The 21,321-nt window shown below is 44.8% G+C and carries 20 protein-coding genes and 1 pseudogene; 10 read left to right on the forward strand and 11 right to left on the reverse strand.

Features of this window, described 5'->3' with window-relative positions; translation table 11 throughout:
• Positions 1–5: 5 nt before the first annotated feature.
• The 5 genes from pdxA to AB9H30_RS15890 all read left to right on the forward strand — a co-directional run bounded on the left by pdxA (position 6) and on the right by AB9H30_RS15890 (position 5,094).
• Positions 6–992 (forward strand): 4-hydroxythreonine-4-phosphate dehydrogenase PdxA, encoded by a 987-nt coding sequence (pdxA, locus tag AB9H30_RS15870; RefSeq protein WP_371195691.1) that lies wholly within the window; start codon positions 6–8, stop codon positions 990–992.
• Complete coding sequence (gene rsmA, locus AB9H30_RS15875; protein ID WP_371195692.1) at positions 989–1,807, forward strand: 16S rRNA (adenine(1518)-N(6)/adenine(1519)-N(6))-dimethyltransferase RsmA; 819 nt, start codon at positions 989–991, stop codon at positions 1,805–1,807. Before pdxA ends, rsmA begins: the two co-directional genes overlap by 4 nt.
• On the forward strand, positions 1,800–2,174 hold the full coding sequence (gene apaG, locus AB9H30_RS15880; RefSeq protein ID WP_371195694.1) for a Co2+/Mg2+ efflux protein ApaG: 375 nt from the start codon (positions 1,800–1,802) through the stop codon (positions 2,172–2,174). Before rsmA ends, apaG begins: the two co-directional genes overlap by 8 nt.
• A gap of 4 nt (positions 2,175–2,178) precedes the next feature.
• Complete coding sequence (locus AB9H30_RS15885) at positions 2,179–3,000, forward strand: symmetrical bis(5'-nucleosyl)-tetraphosphatase (protein WP_371195695.1); 822 nt, start codon at positions 2,179–2,181, stop codon at positions 2,998–3,000.
• A 69-nt stretch (positions 3,001–3,069) separates the two neighbouring features.
• Positions 3,070–5,094, forward strand: a complete 2,025-nt coding sequence (locus tag AB9H30_RS15890) for a methyl-accepting chemotaxis protein (protein WP_371195696.1) — start codon at positions 3,070–3,072, stop codon at positions 5,092–5,094.
• An 82-nt stretch (positions 5,095–5,176) separates the two neighbouring features.
• On the opposite strand, the gene lysC is transcribed toward AB9H30_RS15890, so the two are convergent.
• The 4 genes from lysC to AB9H30_RS15910 form a co-directional block, all read right to left on the reverse strand.
• Positions 5,177–6,526, reverse strand: coding sequence for a lysine-sensitive aspartokinase 3 (gene lysC / locus AB9H30_RS15895; RefSeq protein WP_371195697.1), 1,350 nt, complete (start codon positions 6,524–6,526; stop codon positions 5,177–5,179).
• 14 nt (positions 6,527–6,540) lie between these two features.
• Entirely contained in the window at positions 6,541–7,032 is a 492-nt protein-coding gene (locus tag AB9H30_RS15900; protein ID WP_371195698.1) for a DUF192 domain-containing protein, read from the reverse strand.
• Between the two features lie 138 nt (positions 7,033–7,170).
• Entirely contained in the window at positions 7,171–9,783 is a 2,613-nt protein-coding gene (gene acnB / locus AB9H30_RS15905; protein WP_371195699.1) for a bifunctional aconitate hydratase 2/2-methylisocitrate dehydratase, read from the reverse strand.
• Between the two features lie 272 nt (positions 9,784–10,055).
• Positions 10,056–11,213, reverse strand: a complete 1,158-nt coding sequence (locus AB9H30_RS15910; RefSeq protein WP_371195700.1) for a PQQ-dependent sugar dehydrogenase — start codon at positions 11,211–11,213, stop codon at positions 10,056–10,058.
• A gap of 109 nt (positions 11,214–11,322) precedes the next feature.
• On the opposite strand from AB9H30_RS15910, the gene AB9H30_RS15915 reads away from it, so the two are divergent.
• The 4 genes from AB9H30_RS15915 to AB9H30_RS15930 all read left to right on the forward strand — a co-directional run bounded on the left by AB9H30_RS15915 (position 11,323) and on the right by AB9H30_RS15930 (position 14,931).
• Positions 11,323–11,763: a hypothetical protein gene (locus AB9H30_RS15915; RefSeq protein WP_371195701.1), complete on the forward strand. Its 441-nt coding sequence runs from the start codon at positions 11,323–11,325 to the stop codon at positions 11,761–11,763.
• A 119-nt stretch (positions 11,764–11,882) separates the two neighbouring features.
• Complete coding sequence (locus tag AB9H30_RS15920; RefSeq protein ID WP_371195702.1) at positions 11,883–13,454, forward strand: AMP-binding protein; 1,572 nt, start codon at positions 11,883–11,885, stop codon at positions 13,452–13,454.
• Between the two features lie 39 nt (positions 13,455–13,493).
• Positions 13,494–13,931 carry an SRPBCC family protein gene (locus tag AB9H30_RS15925; protein WP_371195703.1) on the forward strand — a complete coding sequence of 146 codons (438 nt, stop codon included), beginning with the start codon at positions 13,494–13,496 and terminating at the stop codon, positions 13,929–13,931.
• An 88-nt stretch (positions 13,932–14,019) separates the two neighbouring features.
• Positions 14,020–14,931, forward strand: a complete 912-nt coding sequence (locus AB9H30_RS15930) for an AEC family transporter (protein ID WP_371195747.1) — start codon at positions 14,020–14,022, stop codon at positions 14,929–14,931.
• Between the two features lie 151 nt (positions 14,932–15,082).
• Here AB9H30_RS15930 and AB9H30_RS15935 read toward each other — a convergent pair whose 3' ends face one another.
• The 6 genes from AB9H30_RS15935 to AB9H30_RS15960 form a co-directional block, all read right to left on the reverse strand.
• Positions 15,083–16,627 carry a leucyl aminopeptidase gene (locus tag AB9H30_RS15935; RefSeq protein WP_371195704.1) on the reverse strand — a complete coding sequence of 515 codons (1,545 nt, stop codon included), beginning with the start codon at positions 16,625–16,627 and terminating at the stop codon, positions 15,083–15,085.
• A 118-nt stretch (positions 16,628–16,745) separates the two neighbouring features.
• Entirely contained in the window at positions 16,746–17,102 is a 357-nt protein-coding gene (locus AB9H30_RS15940; protein ID WP_371195705.1) for a VOC family protein, read from the reverse strand.
• A gap of 72 nt (positions 17,103–17,174) precedes the next feature.
• Positions 17,175–18,350: a chromate efflux transporter gene (gene chrA / locus AB9H30_RS15945; protein ID WP_371195707.1), complete on the reverse strand. Its 1,176-nt coding sequence runs from the start codon at positions 18,348–18,350 to the stop codon at positions 17,175–17,177.
• Between the two features lie 34 nt (positions 18,351–18,384).
• The gene (locus tag AB9H30_RS15950) at positions 18,385–18,801 is read right to left on the reverse strand and encodes a hypothetical protein (protein ID WP_371195708.1); all 417 of its coding nucleotides are present in this window, start codon (positions 18,799–18,801) and stop codon (positions 18,385–18,387) included.
• Between the two features lie 94 nt (positions 18,802–18,895).
• The gene (locus AB9H30_RS15955) at positions 18,896–19,114 is read right to left on the reverse strand and encodes a hypothetical protein (RefSeq protein WP_371195709.1); all 219 of its coding nucleotides are present in this window, start codon (positions 19,112–19,114) and stop codon (positions 18,896–18,898) included.
• A gap of 35 nt (positions 19,115–19,149) precedes the next feature.
• Positions 19,150–19,947, reverse strand: a complete 798-nt coding sequence (locus AB9H30_RS15960) for an esterase/lipase family protein (RefSeq protein ID WP_371195710.1) — start codon at positions 19,945–19,947, stop codon at positions 19,150–19,152.
• Positions 19,948–20,125: 178 nt separating this feature from the next.
• Between AB9H30_RS15960 and AB9H30_RS15965 the strand changes: the two are divergent.
• Positions 20,126–20,260: pseudogene (locus AB9H30_RS15965) on the forward strand (transposase zinc-binding domain-containing protein); the annotation flags it as partial.
• 187 nt (positions 20,261–20,447) lie between these two features.
• Here the strand turns inward: AB9H30_RS15965 and AB9H30_RS15970 are convergent.
• Positions 20,448–21,221, reverse strand: a complete 774-nt coding sequence (locus AB9H30_RS15970; RefSeq protein ID WP_371195711.1) for a hypothetical protein — start codon at positions 21,219–21,221, stop codon at positions 20,448–20,450.
• Positions 21,222–21,321 lie beyond the last annotated feature (100 nt).

Below are 21,321 nucleotides of genomic sequence, written 5' to 3' on the forward strand. Positions count from 1 at the left end.
GCGCGATGACTCAAGCGATAAGAGTAGCGGTTACCCCTGGTGAGCCAGCTGGCATTGGTCCTGACCTTATCATCATGCTGGCTAAAGAGCCTTGTGAAGCGCAAATTGTTGTCTTTGCCGACCGCGAAATGATGGTGCAACGCGCGCAGCTCTTAGGTGTTAATTTAGAAATCATACCCTTTGAACCGGGCATGGATACCATACAGCAACGCGGACAAATGATTGTCCACCACATTCCTACTGATGTCGCCGTTGTTGCAGGTCAACTCGACAGCAACAACGGGCAATATGTGGTAGAAACTCTTCGTCAAGCTTGCGAAGAGAACATGCGTGGAAACTTCGATGCAGTCGTCACCGGGCCGGTTCACAAAGGCATCATCAACAAGGCTGGCGTATCGTTTAGCGGTCATACTGAGTATTTTGCGCAGCAATCGAACACGGCGGATGTGGTCATGATGCTGGCAACAGATGGTCTGCGCGTATGCCTAGCCACCACGCACATCCCATTGGCCTATGTTTCAAGAGCAATCACCCCCGAGCGTATCGAAAAAGTGATTCGCATTATGAATACAGATTTGAAACTAAAGTTTGGTATTGCTGATCCTACAATTTATGTGTGTGGTTTAAATCCCCATGCGGGCGAAGATGGACATTTAGGAAAAGAAGAAATTCAAGTTATCACGCCGACTCTGGATATGCTTCGCTCCCAAGGTCTAAATTTGATAGGGCCGCTACCGGCTGACACTATTTTCCAACCAAAGTACTTAGACAAAGCCGACGCCGTGCTGGCCATGTATCATGACCAAGGTTTACCTGTCTTGAAATTTAAAGGCTTTGGGAATTCAGTGAATATCACATTGGGTTTACCTTTTATTCGCACCTCTGTTGACCATGGCACGGCTGCTGACTTAGCAGGTAGCGGTGATGTCGACATTGGCAGTATGAAACGCGCCATTAACAAAGCGATAAAACTAGCGAAGAAAAAGCTTTGAGCACTTCTCATGAAGGTAAAACTCATTTAGGCCACACCGCGCGAAAACGCTTTGGGCAGAATTTTTTGTTTGATCAGTATGTGATTGATCAAATCGTCACCGCTATTGGCCCTCAAAAAGGTGAAAACCTAGTTGAAATTGGGCCAGGTTTAGGTGCTTTGACCGAGCCTGTTGCGGAATTAGTTGACAGCTTAACAGTGGTGGAACTCGATAGAGATCTAGCCAAACGCTTACGCGAACACCCCTTTATTCAAAGCAAGTTAAATGTGATTGAGCAAGATGCATTAAAATTTGATTTTGCAAGCTTAGCTAGCGATGCCAAAATGCGTATTTTTGGCAATTTACCTTACAATATTTCCACGCCATTGATGTTTCATCTGTTCAGTTTTAGTCAGCATATCGACGACATGCATTTTATGCTGCAACTTGAAGTCGTCAAAAGACTATGTGCCAGCCATGGAGATAGCCTGTACGGCAAGCTATCAGTAATGGCGTCATACTACTGTCAGGCAACGCCTGTTGTTATGGTACCCCCTAGCGCCTTTAAACCTGCCCCTAAAGTAGATTCCGCAGTGGTCAGGTTAGTTCCTTATGACACACCCCCAGTTGAACTGCATAATGTAGAGTCATTAGAACAAGTTGTTGGTGCTGCATTTAACCAACGCCGAAAAACCGTACGTAACAGTTTGAAAAACTTGATCAGTGAAGATACTCTAAATGCACTTAATATTGATGCTCAAAGGCGTGCACAAACGCTTTCATTAGCAGAATTCTCTTCTATCGCTAACTATGTTTATGAGGCCGGCAGTGAGTGAACATATCCATATCGCAGTAGACACCAAATATATTGGTAAACAGAGGAAACATGCAGACCAAGAGGTTTTTGTATTTAGCTATACTGTGAGCATCACAAACTTAAGCGATAAGCCAGTCACCTTGCGCAATCGTTATTGGTTAATTACCAACGGTAATGGAGAAAAAGTAGAAGTCAGTGGTGAAGGCGTGGTGGGAGAGCAACCCACAATTGCGCCCATGAAAACCTTTCAGTATACCAGCGCATCGATGCTTAAAACTGAGGTAGGTAGCATGCAGGGACACTACGAATTTGAGCAACATGATCATTCTATGTGCAAGGCACAAATCCCTGTTTTTCGCTTAGCCGTGCCCAACGCGCTTCACTAACACGATGCGAAACTTTGTTATCGGAGATATTCAGGGCTGCTATCAAGCGCTCAAACAGATATTGAAGAAAGCCCAATTTAATGAACAAAAAGATAAACTATGGGCCGTCGGTGATTTGATTGCCAGAGGCCCTGACTCACTCTCTACTTTGGCGTATTGCCAAGACCTCGGGCCTCACTTTGAGACTGTTCTAGGCAATCACGATCTGCACTTAATCGCCATTGCATTTGGCATCCGCTCGCCTAAACCCCAAGACAAATTGCAAGCGCTGCTAGATAGTAAGCAGTTTCATGGCACCATTGAATGGTTGCTGAGTAAACCCCTAGCAGTTAAGCCTGCCAAGAAGACCTTAATTACTCATGCTGGCTTATACCCGCGGTGGTCTATCAAAAAAGCATTGAGCCTTTCTGACGAAATACAAAGTGTACTTCAAAGCAAAAATGCTACTGCTTTTTTGAGAGATATGTACGGCAACCTACCCGACCAATGGTCCAATAGTCTCGAAGGTAAAGAGCGCCATCGCTTTGTCATAAATGCGTTTACCCGCATGCGCTACCTGAAGGCAACCATGGCCTTAGAGTTTGATAGCAAGTCTCACCCTAGCAGCGCACCGTCAGATATATTGCCCTGGTTTATGTTTGACAACCCAAAACTGACCAAAGATCACCGTCTATTATTTGGTCACTGGGCGGCGCTACTTGGCGAACTCCCGAAAAAGTATGCCTGCCCAGCAAAAGTGCATGCATTAGACAGCGGTTATGTATGGGGTAACAGCTTATCGCTGCACTGCCTCGAAACCTCAAAAACAATTCAGCATCACGCTTAAGTTCTTTTCACGTTTACCGATACTCTGATATAGCCTCAAAAATACATATACAGATAAACGGGAGTAAACATGAAAATTACGGTAGCAATACGAGTGATCGGCGGATTTGCGGTGATCAGCTTCTTGCTGTTATTGCTAGGGTTTTCTTCTATGTCAAGCCTCAATAAAGTAGGAAATGCGTCTCATGAAGTGAGTGATTTAGCACTACCTACGGTCGCGGGCACCTCAAATCTTAAAGTCTCGTTTGTGAATATGGGACGTTTAGCATTTGAGGGTTTTGTGGGCACCGATGAACAAATGGTGTTAGACAAACGCCAAGAATTTAGTGCTAGCAAAGATAGTTTTGATCAAACCTTAGAAAACCTGCGCGAAGTGGTAAAAAGCGATGCGGCGCTTCGCGGCTCAGTAACAAACCTTGAGCAGATGTATCAAGATTATGTGCAAACCTCAACCAGCATGTTCAGCGCTCATTTAAATGCCATCGCCTTAGAAGGGCGTCTTAGCGAAATGGTCTCTACTTTAGAGGAAAATGCGGATGATGCGTCTTCGCTACTGCTAGACTTTACCGACTTAGAGGAAATAGATGACTCTGGCAACCTGCAAAATGCCGCTGAAATTGCCAATGCAGTCGAATCTAACATGCTCTCTTTACTGAGCGTTGCTTCCGATTACAGCAAAACAGAATCGATGCAGCGAGCAGAAATTCGCAGTAAAGAAGTGAGAGTCGTACTTGACCAAACGCAGTCTCGCTTTAGCGAAATGGTAGCAGCAGCGAATGGTGAAGATAGTTCCGGCACCATCGATGAAGTGCAAACATTACTCAAGCAAATTAGCGATACGCTCACCTCAAGCAACGGCTTAATTAACAGTAAAATTGAAGAGTTACAGCAGGTTCAAGCAGCTGAAGACGCATTGGTATTGTCTGATAAAAAAATTACTGAAGCAATTGTCGAGCTCGATGCTCTAAACCAAATGGCCGACCAAAAAGCCATTGCAATTAAAGACAGTGTTGAACAACAAATTACTAACAGCACGATTACGGTTGCGATTGCCATATTATTATCATTTGCGCTCGCTGGCGGCGTTGGATATTTCACAGTCAAAGCTATCACACGTCCGCTAGAGCGGGTAAACGAGCTTTTAAAAATAGCAGCTTCTGGCGACCTAACACATAAACTTGATGACTCCTCAAGTGACGAATTTGGTGAGCTTGCAAAGAATTGCAACAACTTGATTAACAATTTGAAAGAGTTGATTTATGCCATCAATCAACGTGCCGACCAGTTGGCTGCAGCGTCAGGCGAAACATCGACCATTACCTTACAAACGACCGCATCGATCGAAGACCAAAAATCGCAGCTGTCACAAATAGCGGCAGCCACCACCGAGATGCATACAACCTCTGAATTAGTCTCGAGCGGCGCGCACGACACACTGGTTGAAATAAAGCATGCTGACGCCGAGGCTGAAAAAGTGAAGCAAATATCAGCGGGTAACAAAGAAACCATTCAAGTGTTAGCCAACGAAGTACAAAAAGCAGCAGAAGTGATCAATCAACTTCATCAAGACAGTGCGAGCATTGGCGGTATCTTAGACGTTATCAGAGGGGTTGCTGATCAAACAAACCTTCTTGCGCTTAACGCAGCCATAGAGGCGGCAAGAGCAGGTGAACATGGTCGCGGCTTCGCAGTAGTTGCTGATGAGGTTCGCACATTAGCCAGTCGCACTCAGCAATCTACGCAAGAGATCAACTCAATGATTGAAGTGCTGCAAGCTGGCGCAGAAAAAGCTGTTGCGGTAATGAATCAAGGTAAAGAGCAAACGAGTGTGTGTGTTGAGCAAACTGAAAAAGCAGGCGCAGCACTTAACATGATCACTGACGCCGTGCATCGCGCGTACGAAGTGAGCACTCGCATTGAAGAGGCCGCTCGAGAGCAACATACCGTGTCTTCGCAAATCAGTGAGCGACTTGAAAATATCGTGGGTATTGCTGAGCACACCACTGTTGGTGCTAAGCAAACTGCCGCATCGAGTGCTGAGGTGGCAAAACTAGCAGAAGAACTACAGGCTTCGATAAGTCAATTTAGAGTATAAAAACTCAGCGCAAAAAAAGGGACCTTGTTAGGTCCCTTTCTTATGTCAAGACGCGTATTAAATGCCTATCAGCAAACTCCCACTATTCGAACAAAGCTGCATGCAAAACTTTTACGACATTCTCACTGTCGTTTTTATCAACAACGAATGACAAATTGTGCACATTAGCACCAAAACAAATCATCCTTAAATTAAAATCTGCAATCGCTGCAAAAATCTGCGATGAAACCCCAGCCACACTATGCATATTGTTGCCCACTACCGTGACTGCATCAAAATCTCTTTCTACTTTGACATCGCAAATACTGCTGAGCTCTAGCAAAGTCTCTTTATTCATTTTCTCAGACATGCTGTTTGGAGGGTTGTCTAAAGTAAACGACACTGCAATTTCAGAGGTAGTAATTAAGTCTACGCTGAGTTTATGTTTGGCAATAATTTCGAAGACTTGGGCAACAAAACCTTGAGCATACATCATCTTGGGCGTTTTAACCGTCACTAAGACCTGATCTTTTCTACGGGTTATTGCTCTAAACGCCGGCTCATGCTCACAATCTCTAACAATCCATGTTCCGCCTTTACTTGGCTCTTTACTTGAGCCAACAAAGACTTTTATATTTTGACGTAAAGCCGGCTCCATAGTGGCTGGGTGTAACACTTTGGCACCAAATGTCGCCATTTCAGCCGCTTCTTCAAAACTTAATTCTGGCAGTGGACGAGCTCTATCTGTGATCCTTGGATCAGTGGTGTAGACGCCAATGACGTCAGTCCATATTTCGCAAGTTTGTGCGCCTAAAGCTTCCGCTAGTAGTGCTGCGGTAAAATCTGAACCACCTCTGCCGAGTGTCGTTGTTCTGCCACTGTCATCGGCACCAACAAAGCCTTGGGTCACGACAATAGCATGCTCTAACTCTGGCAATAACAACTGCTGAGACAGTTGAGCAATCATTTCAAGATTAGGGGTAGCTTCGGTGTATCTGTCGTCAGTGCGCAAGACTTTGCGAACATCAAAGTTAATCACCTTTGCACCATGCTCTCGAACGATGGCCGAAACAAGCAGCGAAGACATTCGCTCCCCCATTGATACAAGCGCATCTTTCAAATCATCCCGAAAGTTGATTTCTTCATGCCGAGCATAGCTTTCAAGCTCATCAAGCAAAGAAAAGAGCTTGTCTTCAACTTCGCTGGGATTTTTTAACTCATTAAGGATCGCAAATTGGATTTTACGAATATTTTCTATCAACTCGGCAATTTGCTGTGAGGTAAGTGCTGTATTGGCTAATAACACCAAATGATTCGTCACCCCTGCTGCTGCACTGACCACAACTAATCTAGTATTCGGATTGTTGATCACGATGTTTGCGCAATTATTGATTGCCGCGTAATTTGCTACGCTTGTGCCACCAAATTTGGCAACGTTTAAGGCGCCGTGCATAGAACTTCCTTTTGTTATTTAATGTAGGACGGTAATTTAACGGTGTCGCCAGTAGCGATACCGTTTTTCTCAAACCAGCCTTTGTTCATTTCTAGCGCATACAGCACTGGCATTGAACTGGCCACAGATGTTAAGTCATGAGGAACTAACTGTTTGATGTCTATGATTTTTCCAAAGGCATTTATGTACGCTAAATCCAGTGGAATATAGGTATTCTTCATCCAAATACTGGCAATTCTGACGCTATCAAACTTAAACAACATGCCGCAGTTTTCACACATTTCTCTGCGATACATTAGGCCTAAGGCGCGCGATTGAGGGTCGTTAGCAAACTCCACTTCAATGCTCACGTCGTTTGAAAAAACCAGCGCCACGGTTTTTTCGTCCGCGTCGCGAGTTTCAGCAACGATATTGTCTTGTGGTTTAACCTGGTCGGCAAAGCCCTGCAAAGGCAAGATTGCAAGCAGCAACAGGCAAACTAGCGCACGACATTTATAAATAAGCATAGGTCTCAACTAAGTATTCGAATGAATCCTGTTAAAGAGTAATCTGCACCTACAAAAAGCGCAAACAAAAAACCCGTCAATCGACGGGTTTTTCAATCACTTGTCAGAATAAGTCATAACTTTAAGCAGTTAACTTATTTAGGCAACATTTAAAGCCGGAATAATATTCGCTTTAGCAGCGTCTTCGGCCTTTTTGAACGACTCAATGCGATCGAAGTTTAAGTAGCGGAATACTTCTGAACTCATCGACTCTATCTTACCTGCATACTCCATGTACTCTTCAAGTGTGGGGATCTTGCCAACCACAGCTCCTACCGCTGCCATTTCTGCAGAGCACAAATATACATTTGCCCCATCGCCTAAACGGTTCGGGAAGTTACGAGTAGAAGTAGACAGTACCGTTGCACCTGGCTCTACCCGCGCTTGGTTACCCATGCACAGTGAGCAACCAGGCATCTCGGTGCGAACACCAGCACGTTTATAGATGTCATAGTAGCCTTCTTGCTCCAACACCGCTTTGTCCATTTTCGTAGGCGGAGACATCCACAAACGAGTCGGTAAAGTGCCCGTAAACTGCTCAAGTAGTTTACCCGCAGCACGGAAGTGACCAATATTAGTCATACATGAACCAATAAAGACCTCATCAACTTTGTCACCCGCAACCTCTGATAAGGTTTTAGCATCATCAGGATCGTTAGGGCAGCAAAGAATCGGCTCTTTGATTTCATCTAAATCAATTTCTAAGGTCTCAACGTATTCTGCGTTTGCATCGGCAGCCATTAAGGTCGGGTTGGCTAACCATTGTTCCATCTTCAGCGCACGGCGTTCAAGGGTACGTGGGTCGCCATAGCCTTCGTTGATCATCCAGCGCAACATAGTCACGTTTGACCTTAAGTACTCGGCAATTGAGGCTTCTGAAAGCTTGATGGTACAGCCTGCAGCAGAACGTTCAGCAGATGCATCTGATAATTCGAAGGCCTGCTCTATAGTTAAGTCATCTAAGCCTTCAATTTCTAAGATACGACCAGAGAAGGCATTGACCTTACCCTTCTTAGCAACGGTTAGTAGACCCGCTTTTATGCCGTATAGTGGGATTGCGTGTACGAGGTCGCGCAGGGTAATACCCGGCTGCATTTTCCCTTTAAACTTGACTAAGATTGACTCAGGCATATCTAGCGGCATAACCCCGGTAGCAGCTGCAAAGGCCACTAAGCCAGAGCCCGCTGGGAAAGAAATACCCATTGGAAAACGCGTATGTGAATCACCGCCGGTACCAACTGTATCGGGCAGCAACATGCGGTTTAGCCAAGAATGGATAATACCGTCACCCGGGCGCAAAGACACACCGCCGCGATTCATAATAAAATCAGGTAGGGTGTGTTGAGTGTCGATATCCACTGGCTTAGGATAAGCGGCGGTATGACAGAATGACTGCATGGTCAAATCAGCGGTAAACCCTAAACAGGCTAAATCTTTAAGTTCGTCACGAGTCATCGGCCCGGTAGTATCTTGAGAACCAACGGTAGTCATTTTAGGTTCGCAGTAGGTGCCCGGCAGAATGCCGTCAACACCACACGCTTTACCGACCATTTTCTGAGCCAGAGTAAAGCCTTTTGCTTTAGACGTTGGTAGTTCAGGTTTGCGGAATAAATCAGCAGTGCCTAATCCTAGAGACTCTCGCGCTTTGTCGGTTAATCCGCGACCAATAATGAGATTAATACGGCCACCGGCACGCACTTCGTCTAACAAGACTTTAGATTTGTAGCTATATTCAGCGATGACTTCGCCGCTAGCCGCATTTTTGATCACGCCTTCAAATGGGTAAACTTCAATCACATCACCCATTTCCATTTTATCTACGTCAGCTTCAAATACTAAGGCGCCCGCATCTTCCATGGTGTTAAAGAAGATAGGAGCAACCTTAGAGCCGATACAAATTCCGCCGCCGCGCTTGTTTGGCACACCCGGCAAATCATCACCAAAGAACCAGAGCACAGAGTTAGTCGCTGATTTTCTAGAAGAACCAGTACCCACTACATCGCCTACGAAAGCAACGGGATAGCCTTTAGCCTTAATTGCTTCAATTTGCGCTAATGGCCCTACTTCGCCGTGCTTCTCTGGCGTTACGCCATCGCGAGTCATCTTGTACATGGCTTTTGCATGTAAAGGAATGTCAGGACGAGACCACGCATCAGGAGCGGGAGATAGGTCATCGGTGTTTGTTTCGCCGGTAACTTTGTAAACACTGCAAGTAATTTTTTCTGGCATGTCATCACGCGCGGTAAACCACTCGCCATCCGCCCATGAGTGCATGACCTCAGTCGCATATTTATTGCCGGCTTTGTGCATTTCTTCTACATCGTGGAAAGAGTCGAACATTAGCAAAGTGTGCTTGAGCTCTTCTGCCGCAAGTTCTGCAAGGTTTTCGTCCTCAAGCAACGCAACTAGGGTTTCAATGTTGTAACCGCCGTGCATATTGCCCAGAAGCTGTACAGCTGCATCGGGAGAGATTAAGCCACAGGTTTCTTCACCTTTCGCGATAGCGCTTAAAAAGCCAGCTTTTACATAAGCTGCTTCATCAACGCCGGGAGGTACACGTTCAGAAATAAGCTCAAGCAAAAATTCTTCTTCACCTGCAGGTGGGTTCTTCAGTAATTCAACCAAGCCAGCTACTTGCTCTGGATTTAGTGGTTTGGGGGGAATGCCCTCGGCCGCGCGTTCGGCGACATGCTTACGATATTCTTCTAACACGATAACGTCCTCTTTTAAAATAAGCCTGCTATGGCTTGGCGTTGACTTGATCAGGCGTGGATTATACCCACTTGCTGGCCAAAAATGAATGGCGAAGCGTGAAAACAACAATATAACCAATATTCATGGTGTTAATTGAAAACTAATTGTTAATGTATTTCATCAATACATTAGGGTCTGTTGATCTTTGCTATATGATTTTGCAGCAAAGATCAACAGACCCTCGTCGTACTTTTATTTTTCTCGATAGTAGTGTAGCCATTCTCGCCCGTCTACTTTGCTTGCAATTTAAACAATTCAGCCGGCTCGCCATCACCTAAGACCCAAACATTGCCTGCCAAATCAGATTCTATGTCGCGCAAACGAGCCTTTGGCTCGGTTAACAATCCGGTATCTTGACCAAACACACCGTTAACAAAAGGCACCGCATATATTTGTTGGAATTTTAATGAGCTTATGAGCAAGGTATTTTGTAAACCAGGTACGCTAATATCGGTATAATAAGTCATTCCTGAAGGAGCAATAGAGGGGGTCCAATCCAGATTAGGTTGCTGCATACCCGCGTAAGATGTAAAGGGTGAGATACTTGCACCGGAATAATCTTTACCGTTAGTGATTACCGGCCAGCCATAGTTTACCCCAGATTCAATAATGTTGATTTCATCACCACCAGCAGGGCCGTGCTCATGCGCAATCACCGTTTGGTCTGAGGTAACTAATAGTCCTTGTGGATTTCTATGTCCTAAAGACATCACGTACGCGGCATTCCCATTGCCATCAGCAAAAAACGGATTTAGTGGATGCGGCAAGCCGGTGTCAGTCATGCGCAAGACCTTACCCATTTGATTGTCTTTTACCTGCGCTTGTTCTCGATAGTCAAAACCGTCGCCGGTCGCGACAAGCAAAGCATTGCCTTGAGCAAACGCTAAGCGCCCGCCATAGTGCACCGGCGTATTCTTTTTATTTGCCACTGCAAATACATTTTCAATTTGTGTGACCTGATTATCAATCACTTTGAATCGCACAATTTTCAGTGAATTGGCTGAATTTGTGCCAGCGGAGTACGACACATACACCCACGGACTTTCGGCGTAGTCTGGGTGAAAAATAATATCAAGCAAACCACCTTGTCCCCCGATGAGCAAATCATCGGGCGCAAATTCCAACATTTGCACATCATATTTAGCACTGTCGCTCTCCTTAGCAGTTTGCTTCACTCTGCTAATATTGCCGTGTCGGTGACTGATCCAAAGTTCGTTGTTTGGGGCAACTGCCAGGGCCCAAGATAATGGCAAATCCTGCAAAACTGACTGCAAATAATAAGAAGGTGCCTGCCGAGCTTTGTAATCGGGTACGTCGTTAGATGCCTGTTGTGCTGAGGCATACCCAGAACAAAAGCTTATAGCCAAAAAGATTGAAAAGAGTCTCAATGTAGTTTCCACCAAAAATATTTACCGAACGATTTAGTTGACAATGTAAGTGCCAATACCCTAATTTGCAACTTATCAACGCGAAACGCACTTAAGGAATGGTCTTACCATGAAATGGTTAGTACGTATTGGATATACATTACTCGCATCTATTGTGGGGTTTATCTTTGCCAGCATGTTACATACGCAATCAGTGCTTGCAAAGCTCACTGAAATTGACGTGATAATTACCGTATCAGAACGATTAAACACCACTTGGCATGATTTGATCGGCTTGGCACCCACCTATGGCCTTATTATTTGCATCACTTTGCTGCTGTCGTTTTCTGTCGCAGGTTTGCTCAATAAAAAATTAAAAGCATCTAAGCACATCATATATCCGCTTGCCGGAGGCGCCGGTTTTTTGCTAATGCTGATAGCAATGCAGCCTATCCTAGGCGTGACCATTATTGCTGGGGCACGAGGCACTATCGGCCTGCTCTTGCAGATAAGCGCTGGCGTATTGGCTGGAATTTGTTTTGCTCAATTTCGCCGCACTAAATCAAGCTAATAGCAACTATCACGGAGGCTTTGTAGTATCTATCATTAACAATAGCCTTGATGTAGTTGATCCGGTAATGTAAGTTTTATGTTAATACTTTATAAAATCAAAACACTAAAGAGGAACTCATGGCCCGTTCTGCACTTATTCCAGCTCACATTAATAGTTTAGCCGATTATATTGAAGACACATTTACCAAATATGCCGACCGCCCAGCATACTCAGCGCTTGGACAAGAAAAAACCTTTGCGCAAATGGAAGTCTTGTCTCGACAATTTGCGGCATGGTTGCAAACGCACACCTCTTTAAAGCCGGGCGACAGAATTGCCATCCAGCTACCTAACCTAATACAGCATCCAATTGCAGTCTACGGAGCACTGCGAGCTGGCTTAGTGGTAGTAAACACCAATCCTTTATATACCGAGCGCGAAATGGAGCACCAGTTTAACGACTCAGGTACCAAAGCATTAGTCATTTTATCTGACCTGCTACCTAAATATGAAAACATCAAAGCCAACACCTCGATTAAACATGTGATTGTGACTAGCGCTGCACAGCTATTAAGTAACGCGCCGGTTGGGCATGCCGAATACACGTGTTATACACAAATATTTGAGCAGGCAGAAGGGCTGACACTGCAAGCTCGACCAGCAACAAACTTAGATGACACCTGCTTCCTGCAATATACCGGCGGGACAACTGGAGTCTCCAAAGGTGCAGAGCTGTCTCACCAAAATGTGTTAGCAAACAGTCTGCAAACTCTTAGCCGGCTTGGCGAGGCACTAGTAGATGGCGAAGAACTAGTAGTTTGCCCACTTCCGCTTTACCACATCTACGCGTTTGTTGTTTGTATGATGACTTTTTTTGCGAAAGGCTCGATGATATTGCTGATCCCCAATCCAAGGGATATGGACGGCTTTGTGAAATCATTACAAGGTCATAAATTTACTGCATTTGCTGGCATTAACACCTTGTTTATGGGCTTATGTGCACAAGCCGACTTCAAGAAACTCGATTTCAGTAAACTTAAACTAACCATGTCGGGTGGCACCGCGCTGACCCGTTCTGCTGCGACTTTATGGCAACAAACAACGGGTTGCTCTGTGACTGAAGGGTACGGCTTATCAGAAACGTCTCCAGTTGTTTCTTTTAACCTTCCTGGCAAAGAGCACATGGGCACAGTCGGTCCTGCATTGGACGAAACGCATATCTTGCTACTTGATGAAAACGATCAGCCAGTAGGTGAGGGTCAAGAAGGACAAATCGCAGTTAAAGGTCCACAGGTCATGAAAGGTTACTGGCAACGTCAAGATGAAACCGATAAGGTCATGACCCAAGATGGATATTTTAAAACCGGTGATATCGGCGTGATCACTGCCGACAACTGCATTAAAATTGTTGACCGTCTAAAAGATATGATCATCGTATCGGGCTTTAATGTCTATCCTAATGAGGTTGAAGATATTCTCACCCAGCACCCTTCGGTATTAGAAGCTGCTGTGGTTGGTAAACCTGATGACCGCACGCAAGAGCGTGTATGTGCTTATGTAACGGTTACTGAAGATTATGACCAAGCTGCATTGGTTGAGCATTGCAAAAAGCACCTCACAAATTACAAAGTACCCAAAGAAATAAACGTTATCGACGAGCTACCAAAGTCGACTGTTGGTAAGATCCTGCGACGAGAGTTGCGCGGATAGTCGTGCAACTGTCCATTCAATTTATGATGGCTGATTAAAATGTTTCATATTCAAATTCAAAGACAAATTAACAAGCCTATTGAAGAGGTCTTTTCAGCAATAAGCGACCATGCAAACTACGACTCGTTTAAAGGAGTAGATGAGTCACGTTTAATAGAAGAAGGCGCTGACGATAAAAATGGGCTTGGTGCTTTGCGTGAAATCGTCGCCGGCAAGTCAGTGTTGCATGAGCGGATAGTCAAATTTGAACGCCCGTTTCAACTGGGCTATTTAATTGAATACAGTAAACCCCTGCCATATCAACACGAGCTTGGCCTAATAAGTTTAAGCGAAACCGAGGGCGGGACTTTGGTCAAGTGGGAATCGAAAGGACACATTAACATTCCCATACTGGGCAGTTGGTACTTCGATAAGCAAATTCAAAAGCATGGCGCCCGCGCATTCGGCAGTATTCTTAAATCAATTGATATGCGATAATTCAAGCACGTATTAGTAAGCCCCTAGGGGTAGTATTATTCTATCTTCCACTCCTCTGCAGGCGTTTGTAGCGTTTTCACTTACCGTCATTGGGCCGGTTTTAATTCTGATTATCATTGGCTATGGTTTTTATCGCCAAGGCTTATTAGACGATAGCTTCGTAGAAAAAGCCTCTCGACTCATCTTTAATTATGCTCTACCTGCACTACTTTTCGTTAATATCAGCAGTAGCGACATCAGTTCACTGACCGATCCTAAAACTATCGCCATCGGAATTTTTGGCACCTTAACTGTGTTCTTCACATATTTACTTTGGGTCATATATCGCGTGCAAAACCGGCACGACAAAGGCGTGATTGTGCAAGGAGCTTTTCGGTCTAATATGGGCATTATTGGACTGGCGTATTGCGCCAATGCTTATGGTCAAGAAGGCTTAGCCTATGCGTCAATCTACCTAGGAGCCTTGACGATTGTTTATAATGTGCTGTCGGTAACGGTACTAAACGTCTTTGAAGGCTCAGCAGTCAGTCTCAAGCGCATTAGTAAAGGCATTGTTAGCAATCCTATCATTTTAAGTATTATTGCTGGTGTGGGTGTTTCTTACTTTGCGCTACCAACACCGACCTTTGTGACAAATAGCTTAGGTTACTTCGCACAATTAACATTGCCCTTAGCGTTGTTGTGCACGGGTGCTTCATTAAGGTTTAGAAGTTTAGGGCGCGAGTGGCGTATGGTGCTGCTCGCAAGTGTTGGAAAATGCATCGTTTACCCATTGGTGCTAGTGTCCTTGGCTATATGGTTTGGTGTTACTGGCATATCGTTGGGAGTGGTGTTTTTAATGGCCATGAGCCCTACTGCCGCGGCAAGCTACGTCATGGTTCGTAAAATCGGCGGCAACCACCAGCTAGCGGCACAAATTATTGCCATTTCAACCATCGTGTCCTTGCCTTTAACGGTGGCTGGGTATTATCTCATGCTGAGCTTTACCGACATCGCTTAAGGCACATCAAGCGCAGACTGTTGCAAAGCACAAAAAAGCGCGCAGCCACCTTCATGAAAATTGAAGACGCTAACGCGCTTTTTAACAAGCAATTCCCAAACCTAGCAATATATGACTAATCGTAGTAATGCCAATGTAGGGTTATTAAGCCTTATTTGTTGTCTCTTACTAACTGGTCCATAAACCTTACGCCCCAGCCTTGGCTGCCTTTTGGGGCAGTATCGATGCTGTCAGATAACCAGTCTACACCGGCAATATCTAGATGCACCCAAGGTAAATCATCAGCGACAAACGTACCAATTACTGCTGCGGCAACGCTAGCACCAGGATTACCTGCGCCAGAGTTTTTAATATCGGCGATGTCTGAATGAATTTGCTTATAGTGATTAGGATGCAACGGCAAAGGCCAAACGTCTTCACCGGTTTTTTTACCGATAGCCATCATTTGCGTAGACAAACTAAAATCGCGCGTAATTACGGCTGCATATTCATCACTTAACGCACGAGCGGCTGAGCCGGTTAAGGTAGCAATGTTTAACAACATTTTGGGCTCAAATGTTTTTTGCGCATAGTAGACCGCATCAGATAACACCAAGCGACCTTCGGCATCCGTACTAATAATTTCAATACTTGTGCCTTGCATGGTGTTGAGTACGTCGCCAGGACGAATAGCGTCTTCTGCGGGCATATTCTCAGCAAGCGGCATTAAGCCCACTAGATTGACGGTTTCGCCGCGTTTAGCTACCGCATAAAGTGTCCCTGCAACCGCAGCAGCGCCAGCCAGATCTGACTTCATCTGCCACATGTTTTCATTGCCTTTTAGGCTGATGCCACCGGTGTCAAAGGTAATGCCCTTACCAGCTAAAGCGATAGGTGCATCTGATTTATTTCCGCCTTTGTAGTTGATCACCAGCATGCGCGGCTCATGAATTGAGCCTTGACCCACACCCAGCAAAGCACCCATGTTTAGTCGCTCCATATCCGCCACGTCAAGCACGTCAATATTCACATTCTTGACACCTTTGAACATCGCGCTCACCCGCTCAACAAACTCCACAGGGTACATACTTTTACCTGGCTCTGATGCGATATCACGGGTCAGATGCACGCCATCAGCCAAGTATTGTAGATCGCCTTCATAGAGATCTTTATTGGCACTCGCATTATCTGAAATCAACGCAACTGTTGATTTTCCGTCGTGCTTCACCGTCTTGTATTTATCAAAACTGTAGTGACGAAGGTCATAGCCATAGGCGATGTGAGCCGCAGCGAAGTCTGAATCACTATTCACATTTTCTACAAAAATACTGGCCTTAACATCTGTGGTAGTCGACTTCAACGCCCCTGCGATACTGCCTCCAATATTTTGCAAGGTGGCTGCATCAAGCGCATCCGCTGAAGCAACTCCTACTACTAGAATATCTTGTACACCCGCGAGCATTTGCAAATGCAGCGTACTCCCTAGTTTTGCATCGAACTTATTGTGAGAAAGTAAGGCTGTTAAAGCACCGTTGCTTTGAGTGTCAAGTGTGCTTGCCATTGAGCTCAATGCTTGTGGGTCTGATACAAATACAACCACTGTGGGAGTAGTTGCCTCTTGTGTTTCGCTAAAGCTAAACGTGGCAGTGGCATGCGCGCCGCTTAAAAACAACATCAGTGTTGTTAGCGCAATTACCTTTATCATGCTTATTTTCATCCGCTATCCTTATAAATTAAAATCGGTGAAAGTGTAGTGATTTAGTCGAGCAATAGAAATATAAATTTCCTTGCTGTGCGACCTCAGGTTTTTGGATGATTAATGCTTCGAAGTTCTGTTACTCGCTCCAAACTGCAAATTCATTACCACTTGGGTCAACAAAATGAAAACGCCGTCCACCCGGAAAACTAAAAATTGATTGTTTGATTGTTCCAGCCGCCGCCTGCACTTTACTTAGACTGTCTTCGAGAGATTTTGAATAAAGTACTACTAGAGCGCTTCCTTGTTCACTATTCATGGCATGTGCAGATGTAAAAAACCCACCTTCAATTTGCTGTCCAACAAAACAAGTATAATCTGGCCCATAGTCGACAAATCGCCAGTCAAAAGCATCTTCAAAAAATGCTTTGCTGGCAGCTATATCCGGTGTCGGAATTTCTAAGTAATGAATTTGATGGTGTCGTTGTTCAGGCATTATTGCTTCCTTTTATTAAATGCATCGGCAATCATGCCGTCCTTATCTACGATATTACGAGCCTAAATTTTATTAATAGGGCACGAACACCATAGCTAGTTTAATAGCGATGCAGCCAAATACTACCCACAATACCGGTAGCTTAAATCGAGCGAGGCCTGCATATGCAAGGGCTGCAATTACCATATCGCTAGGCTGGCCAATAGCATGTGTAAAAATCGGGTCGTACAGAGCAGCGGCCAACAAACCTACCACTGCAGCGTTTGCACCAGATATCGCGTTTTGCAAGCTAGTATTGGCACTTAGCTTTTGCCAAAACGGATAGATAGCTAGCACCAGTAAAAAACCGGGCAAGAATACAAAGACGGTTGCGATAAGGGCTCCCTGTAAGCCTCCATCCTCAGACTGTAAAAAACCAAGATAGGTCGCAAACGTAAACATCGGCCCGGGCACCGCTTGAGTGGCACCATAGCCAGCTAAAAAATCAGCCTGAGATACTTTACCTGCTGCAACAACCGCCTCTTCGAGCAATGGCAATACTACGTGCCCACCACCAAACACCAGTGCGCCTGAGCGATAAAATTGATTGGCTGTGTCAGATATAAATGGCAGCGCAAAAAATAGGCCCAGCAGCACCGCTGCCCAGCTAATCGATGGTGCAAGCTTAAGCCCTTTTTTACTTTTGACGCTATTGTTTATGTTGGTCGAAGTGTCATAAGGCGATGCTTGAATTAAAATAAAGCCGAGTAAGCCACCAATAACAATCACCGCAACCTGCGTTAATATTGATTCTGCCAGCAGCATCGTTATAAACGTCAGTAGCGCAATTGAAAACCTTGATGTATCAAAGCATAGGTTTTTGCCCATTCCTAATACGCCGTGCAACACTACGGCAAATGCCAAAATTGCCAAGCCTTGCAAGGCGGCAAGACCTGCACTGGAATCGAATAACGAGAGATAATTGGCAAACACCAACAGCAGGAATACAGACGGCAGTGTAAATCCAATAAAGGCCAGTAGCGCACCAAGCAAGCCCCCTTTATTTAGACCAACAGTGAAGCCAACTTGACTGCTCGCCGGCCCAGGTAGCGCTTGGCATAATGCTATGATGTTTGAATATTCTTGCTCGCTTAACCACTTGTGTTGCTCAACAAAAGCCTGACGAAAATAGATTAAATGAGCAACCGGGCCACCAAAGGACGTGCAACCCAGCTTTAAAAAGACCCAAAAAATCTCAACATATTTCATGAGTTAGTACCGTAGCTCGCAAGCAATGGGCACCTTAGTTGCGCTCTGAGCAAAGTGAATTTGTCACACTTATATCGAGGTATTTATCTTTTTTACGCAAAGAGGCCGTTATTTTTACATCCACGCTATCGGAGTCTTTTATCGCGTTACTTAAAAAATCTGATGTACACACAAAATTGACCACGTCATCGCGATAAGCGCCAAGCTCGCCGGTAGCACCTTTTATGTTAATGGTCAGTTCTTTGATGTTTTGATTGTCACGATATGTCAGTAAAACGGCACTTACTGCGGGGTCTTTGATCATACTTTGACCAATATCATCAGATAATTTTTGGTATCCGTCGATGCTCTGAAAGTTATAAATCAACAGTGCAATTATCGCAATCAATATTGGTATGGCGAGCTTTACAATGCCACTTTTACCTGGCGCTTTTGTTGTGACTTCTTGCATAGTAGATTTTGCTCCTGTGGCGCACGATACTCAATTGAATGTTATCTTCAAAGCCGCACTATTGGTATTTGTATTGACTACATGACCATAAAGTTCAAAAAAAACGTTTGCCTGTTAGCGCAATATACGCGGCGAAAATCCCTACGCCGGCATAAACAACTTCAAATGCATCTACCGTATCCCACTGATCGTTCAGCGCAGTTCTAATCAACATTGCGCTTAGCATCAACGAGGGAAGCGACAATAAACCGATAATGATGCGGACTTTTTTAGACAAGGTTTTGGGGCGTTTTTGATTCTGGATATTCGACATTTTTACCCTCTGCACTTAATATGTTTTGCTTAAATTTAAAATTTTCTACTGGCTTGCATACTCGACCCACAAAAGTTCAATGCGTCGACATGAACAAACGCACCTGACTTTAGAAACTCAATCACTTCGACGATCACGTCATCATCGCTCATCATAAAAGTGTGGCTGACCGGCAGTGTTAAAAAACTGCACATCCCCTCTACTTTGGTGCTGGCAACAGAGACCTTTCCGTCATCTGGGTCAGGTAAGTACCTCGACAATATAAAATTTATAGAGCGAGTGCCAGCGATAACACCTAAATCAAAATTAACGGGTCCTAGCCGTTTTGGCACATCATTTTCACCGGTGCCAAGCTGCATGCCTGCTGGGCCATTATAAAACTCAAACCCTGGGACATCTTTGAGATTATCAACAACCTCACTCCCCTTGTTTGGTGGACCTAGCATAACGACTCGCTTAAGGTCTTCTTGTTGATTAGTTTTATAAAATTGGCGAACTAATATTCCCCCCAAAGAGTGAGTCACAAAATTAATGGGGCTAGCTTTGGCTTTTTTACAGCCCTCAATACCTTGAGCGATAGCGAGCTCCGATAGTGCCTCGATAGTCATCTCACGCGAAGGATAATCGATATTTGCTACATAAAAGCCTTCGCTGCTTAGTTTGGTTTCTAAGGCTTCCATCGAACTCGCTGTTCTGGCTAAGCCGTGAAGCAAAACAACACATTCTGCAGAGAACGACGGCGAGCAGTAACCAGCTAATATTAATAATAAAAACAGCGATCTTATCTTAATAAGTATAGGCATAACACTACGTTTAAAATGTTCTGTTTCCATATTCCTCTCTATTTTATTACTCGGCGCTATTACACGCTCTAACAGCATATCGTATATACATGATACCAAGAACACGACTCATATTTGTTTATTACTGCAAGACCTTCATACAGTTTGATAAAAACTAGCTAATTATTTGAGCCAAACAGCAATACTGCGCACCCCAAATGTTGAACATGAGTTTCTTCGTTGTGGTCGGTTAGACTTCGGATTTTTGCGCGTCTTGTGCGGTGACTGCAAGCATGAGAAGTTGGTCGCATTTAGCTGCAAGCGACGCAGATGCTGCAGGCGCATGTCTCAAAGCGACGCATTGGGAGGTCTAAACCTGCGTGACGATGACGGGAGGAGCGTCATGATAAAGTTAGGTTAATTTACAAATTGTGTAGTTAATGGCTTAAAGCGCACTCGCAATTGTTGTCATACAGATAACTAAAAGTGACACGGCGCTGCGATAAGGCAACGCCGCATTACCTAGGGAGGAAAAATGTGTTTAAAACGCTTTATTCTTCGTACGCTTTTCTAGTTTGTCTGAGCATAAACAAACCACCAAATATGCTAGCGAAAAGACCATAAAGAGCCGGAGTCGGCACCGCTATTTGCTTCATTTGCAGTGTTTCTGAAGTTAAGAAAAACGGCGTTATTGCGGCAGCACCAGACTGAGTTGGAGCAGGTACAGCCTCGAATACGGAAGCACAAGAGATAATGCCATCACAAACACCCGTAACTTCGCCCTTTAAGTAGTCTGGATCATCCCAGTAAGTCGCGAATAAGGAGCCCACAGTAAAGTTAGTACTTGGTGCAAATAAACCTAAACTTAGACCCTCGTCTGGGGTGTCACCAAGCGCTCCACCGTCTAAGTTATAAGCAATGCCCATAAATGTACTAAAAAGACTTGTCATATCACTTGGACCGCCGAAAGCATCAATCCCAGTGCTATCATAAACTATAGTTTGCGGACCGTTTGTTGTGCCAAAGCCGTTAAATGTTACTTCAGCAGCAATTAGTTCATTTCCAAATGGACCGAAGCCGAAGTCTGCGGCCACTTGGCCACGGGCATAAATTTGGCCATCACCGTCCATGTCCATGCCAGTGAAGGAACCTGTGATAGATGCGTTAGTCAGTGCTCCTTTTACTAGGTCACCGTTTTGATCGAATTCATAACTGTAGAATCCGCTTTGAGTAAACTCGAACTTAACAGGAGCAATCGCTGCCTTCGATGCAGCAACACATGAGCAGGCAAGCGCCGCGGCGAGTAAGCATTTTGAATATTTCATAGTAATCCTTTAGTGTTTGCAAATTTAACGCATCGTTGCACAGCAACCCGCGTAAGCTTCTTGTTTGAGTTAGTTCAAGACCAGTTTTGTCACAAAGTCA

Origin of the sequence: Glaciecola sp. SC05, assembly GCF_041380235.1 — a bacterium.
GTDB lineage: Bacteria > Pseudomonadota > Gammaproteobacteria > Enterobacterales > Alteromonadaceae > Glaciecola.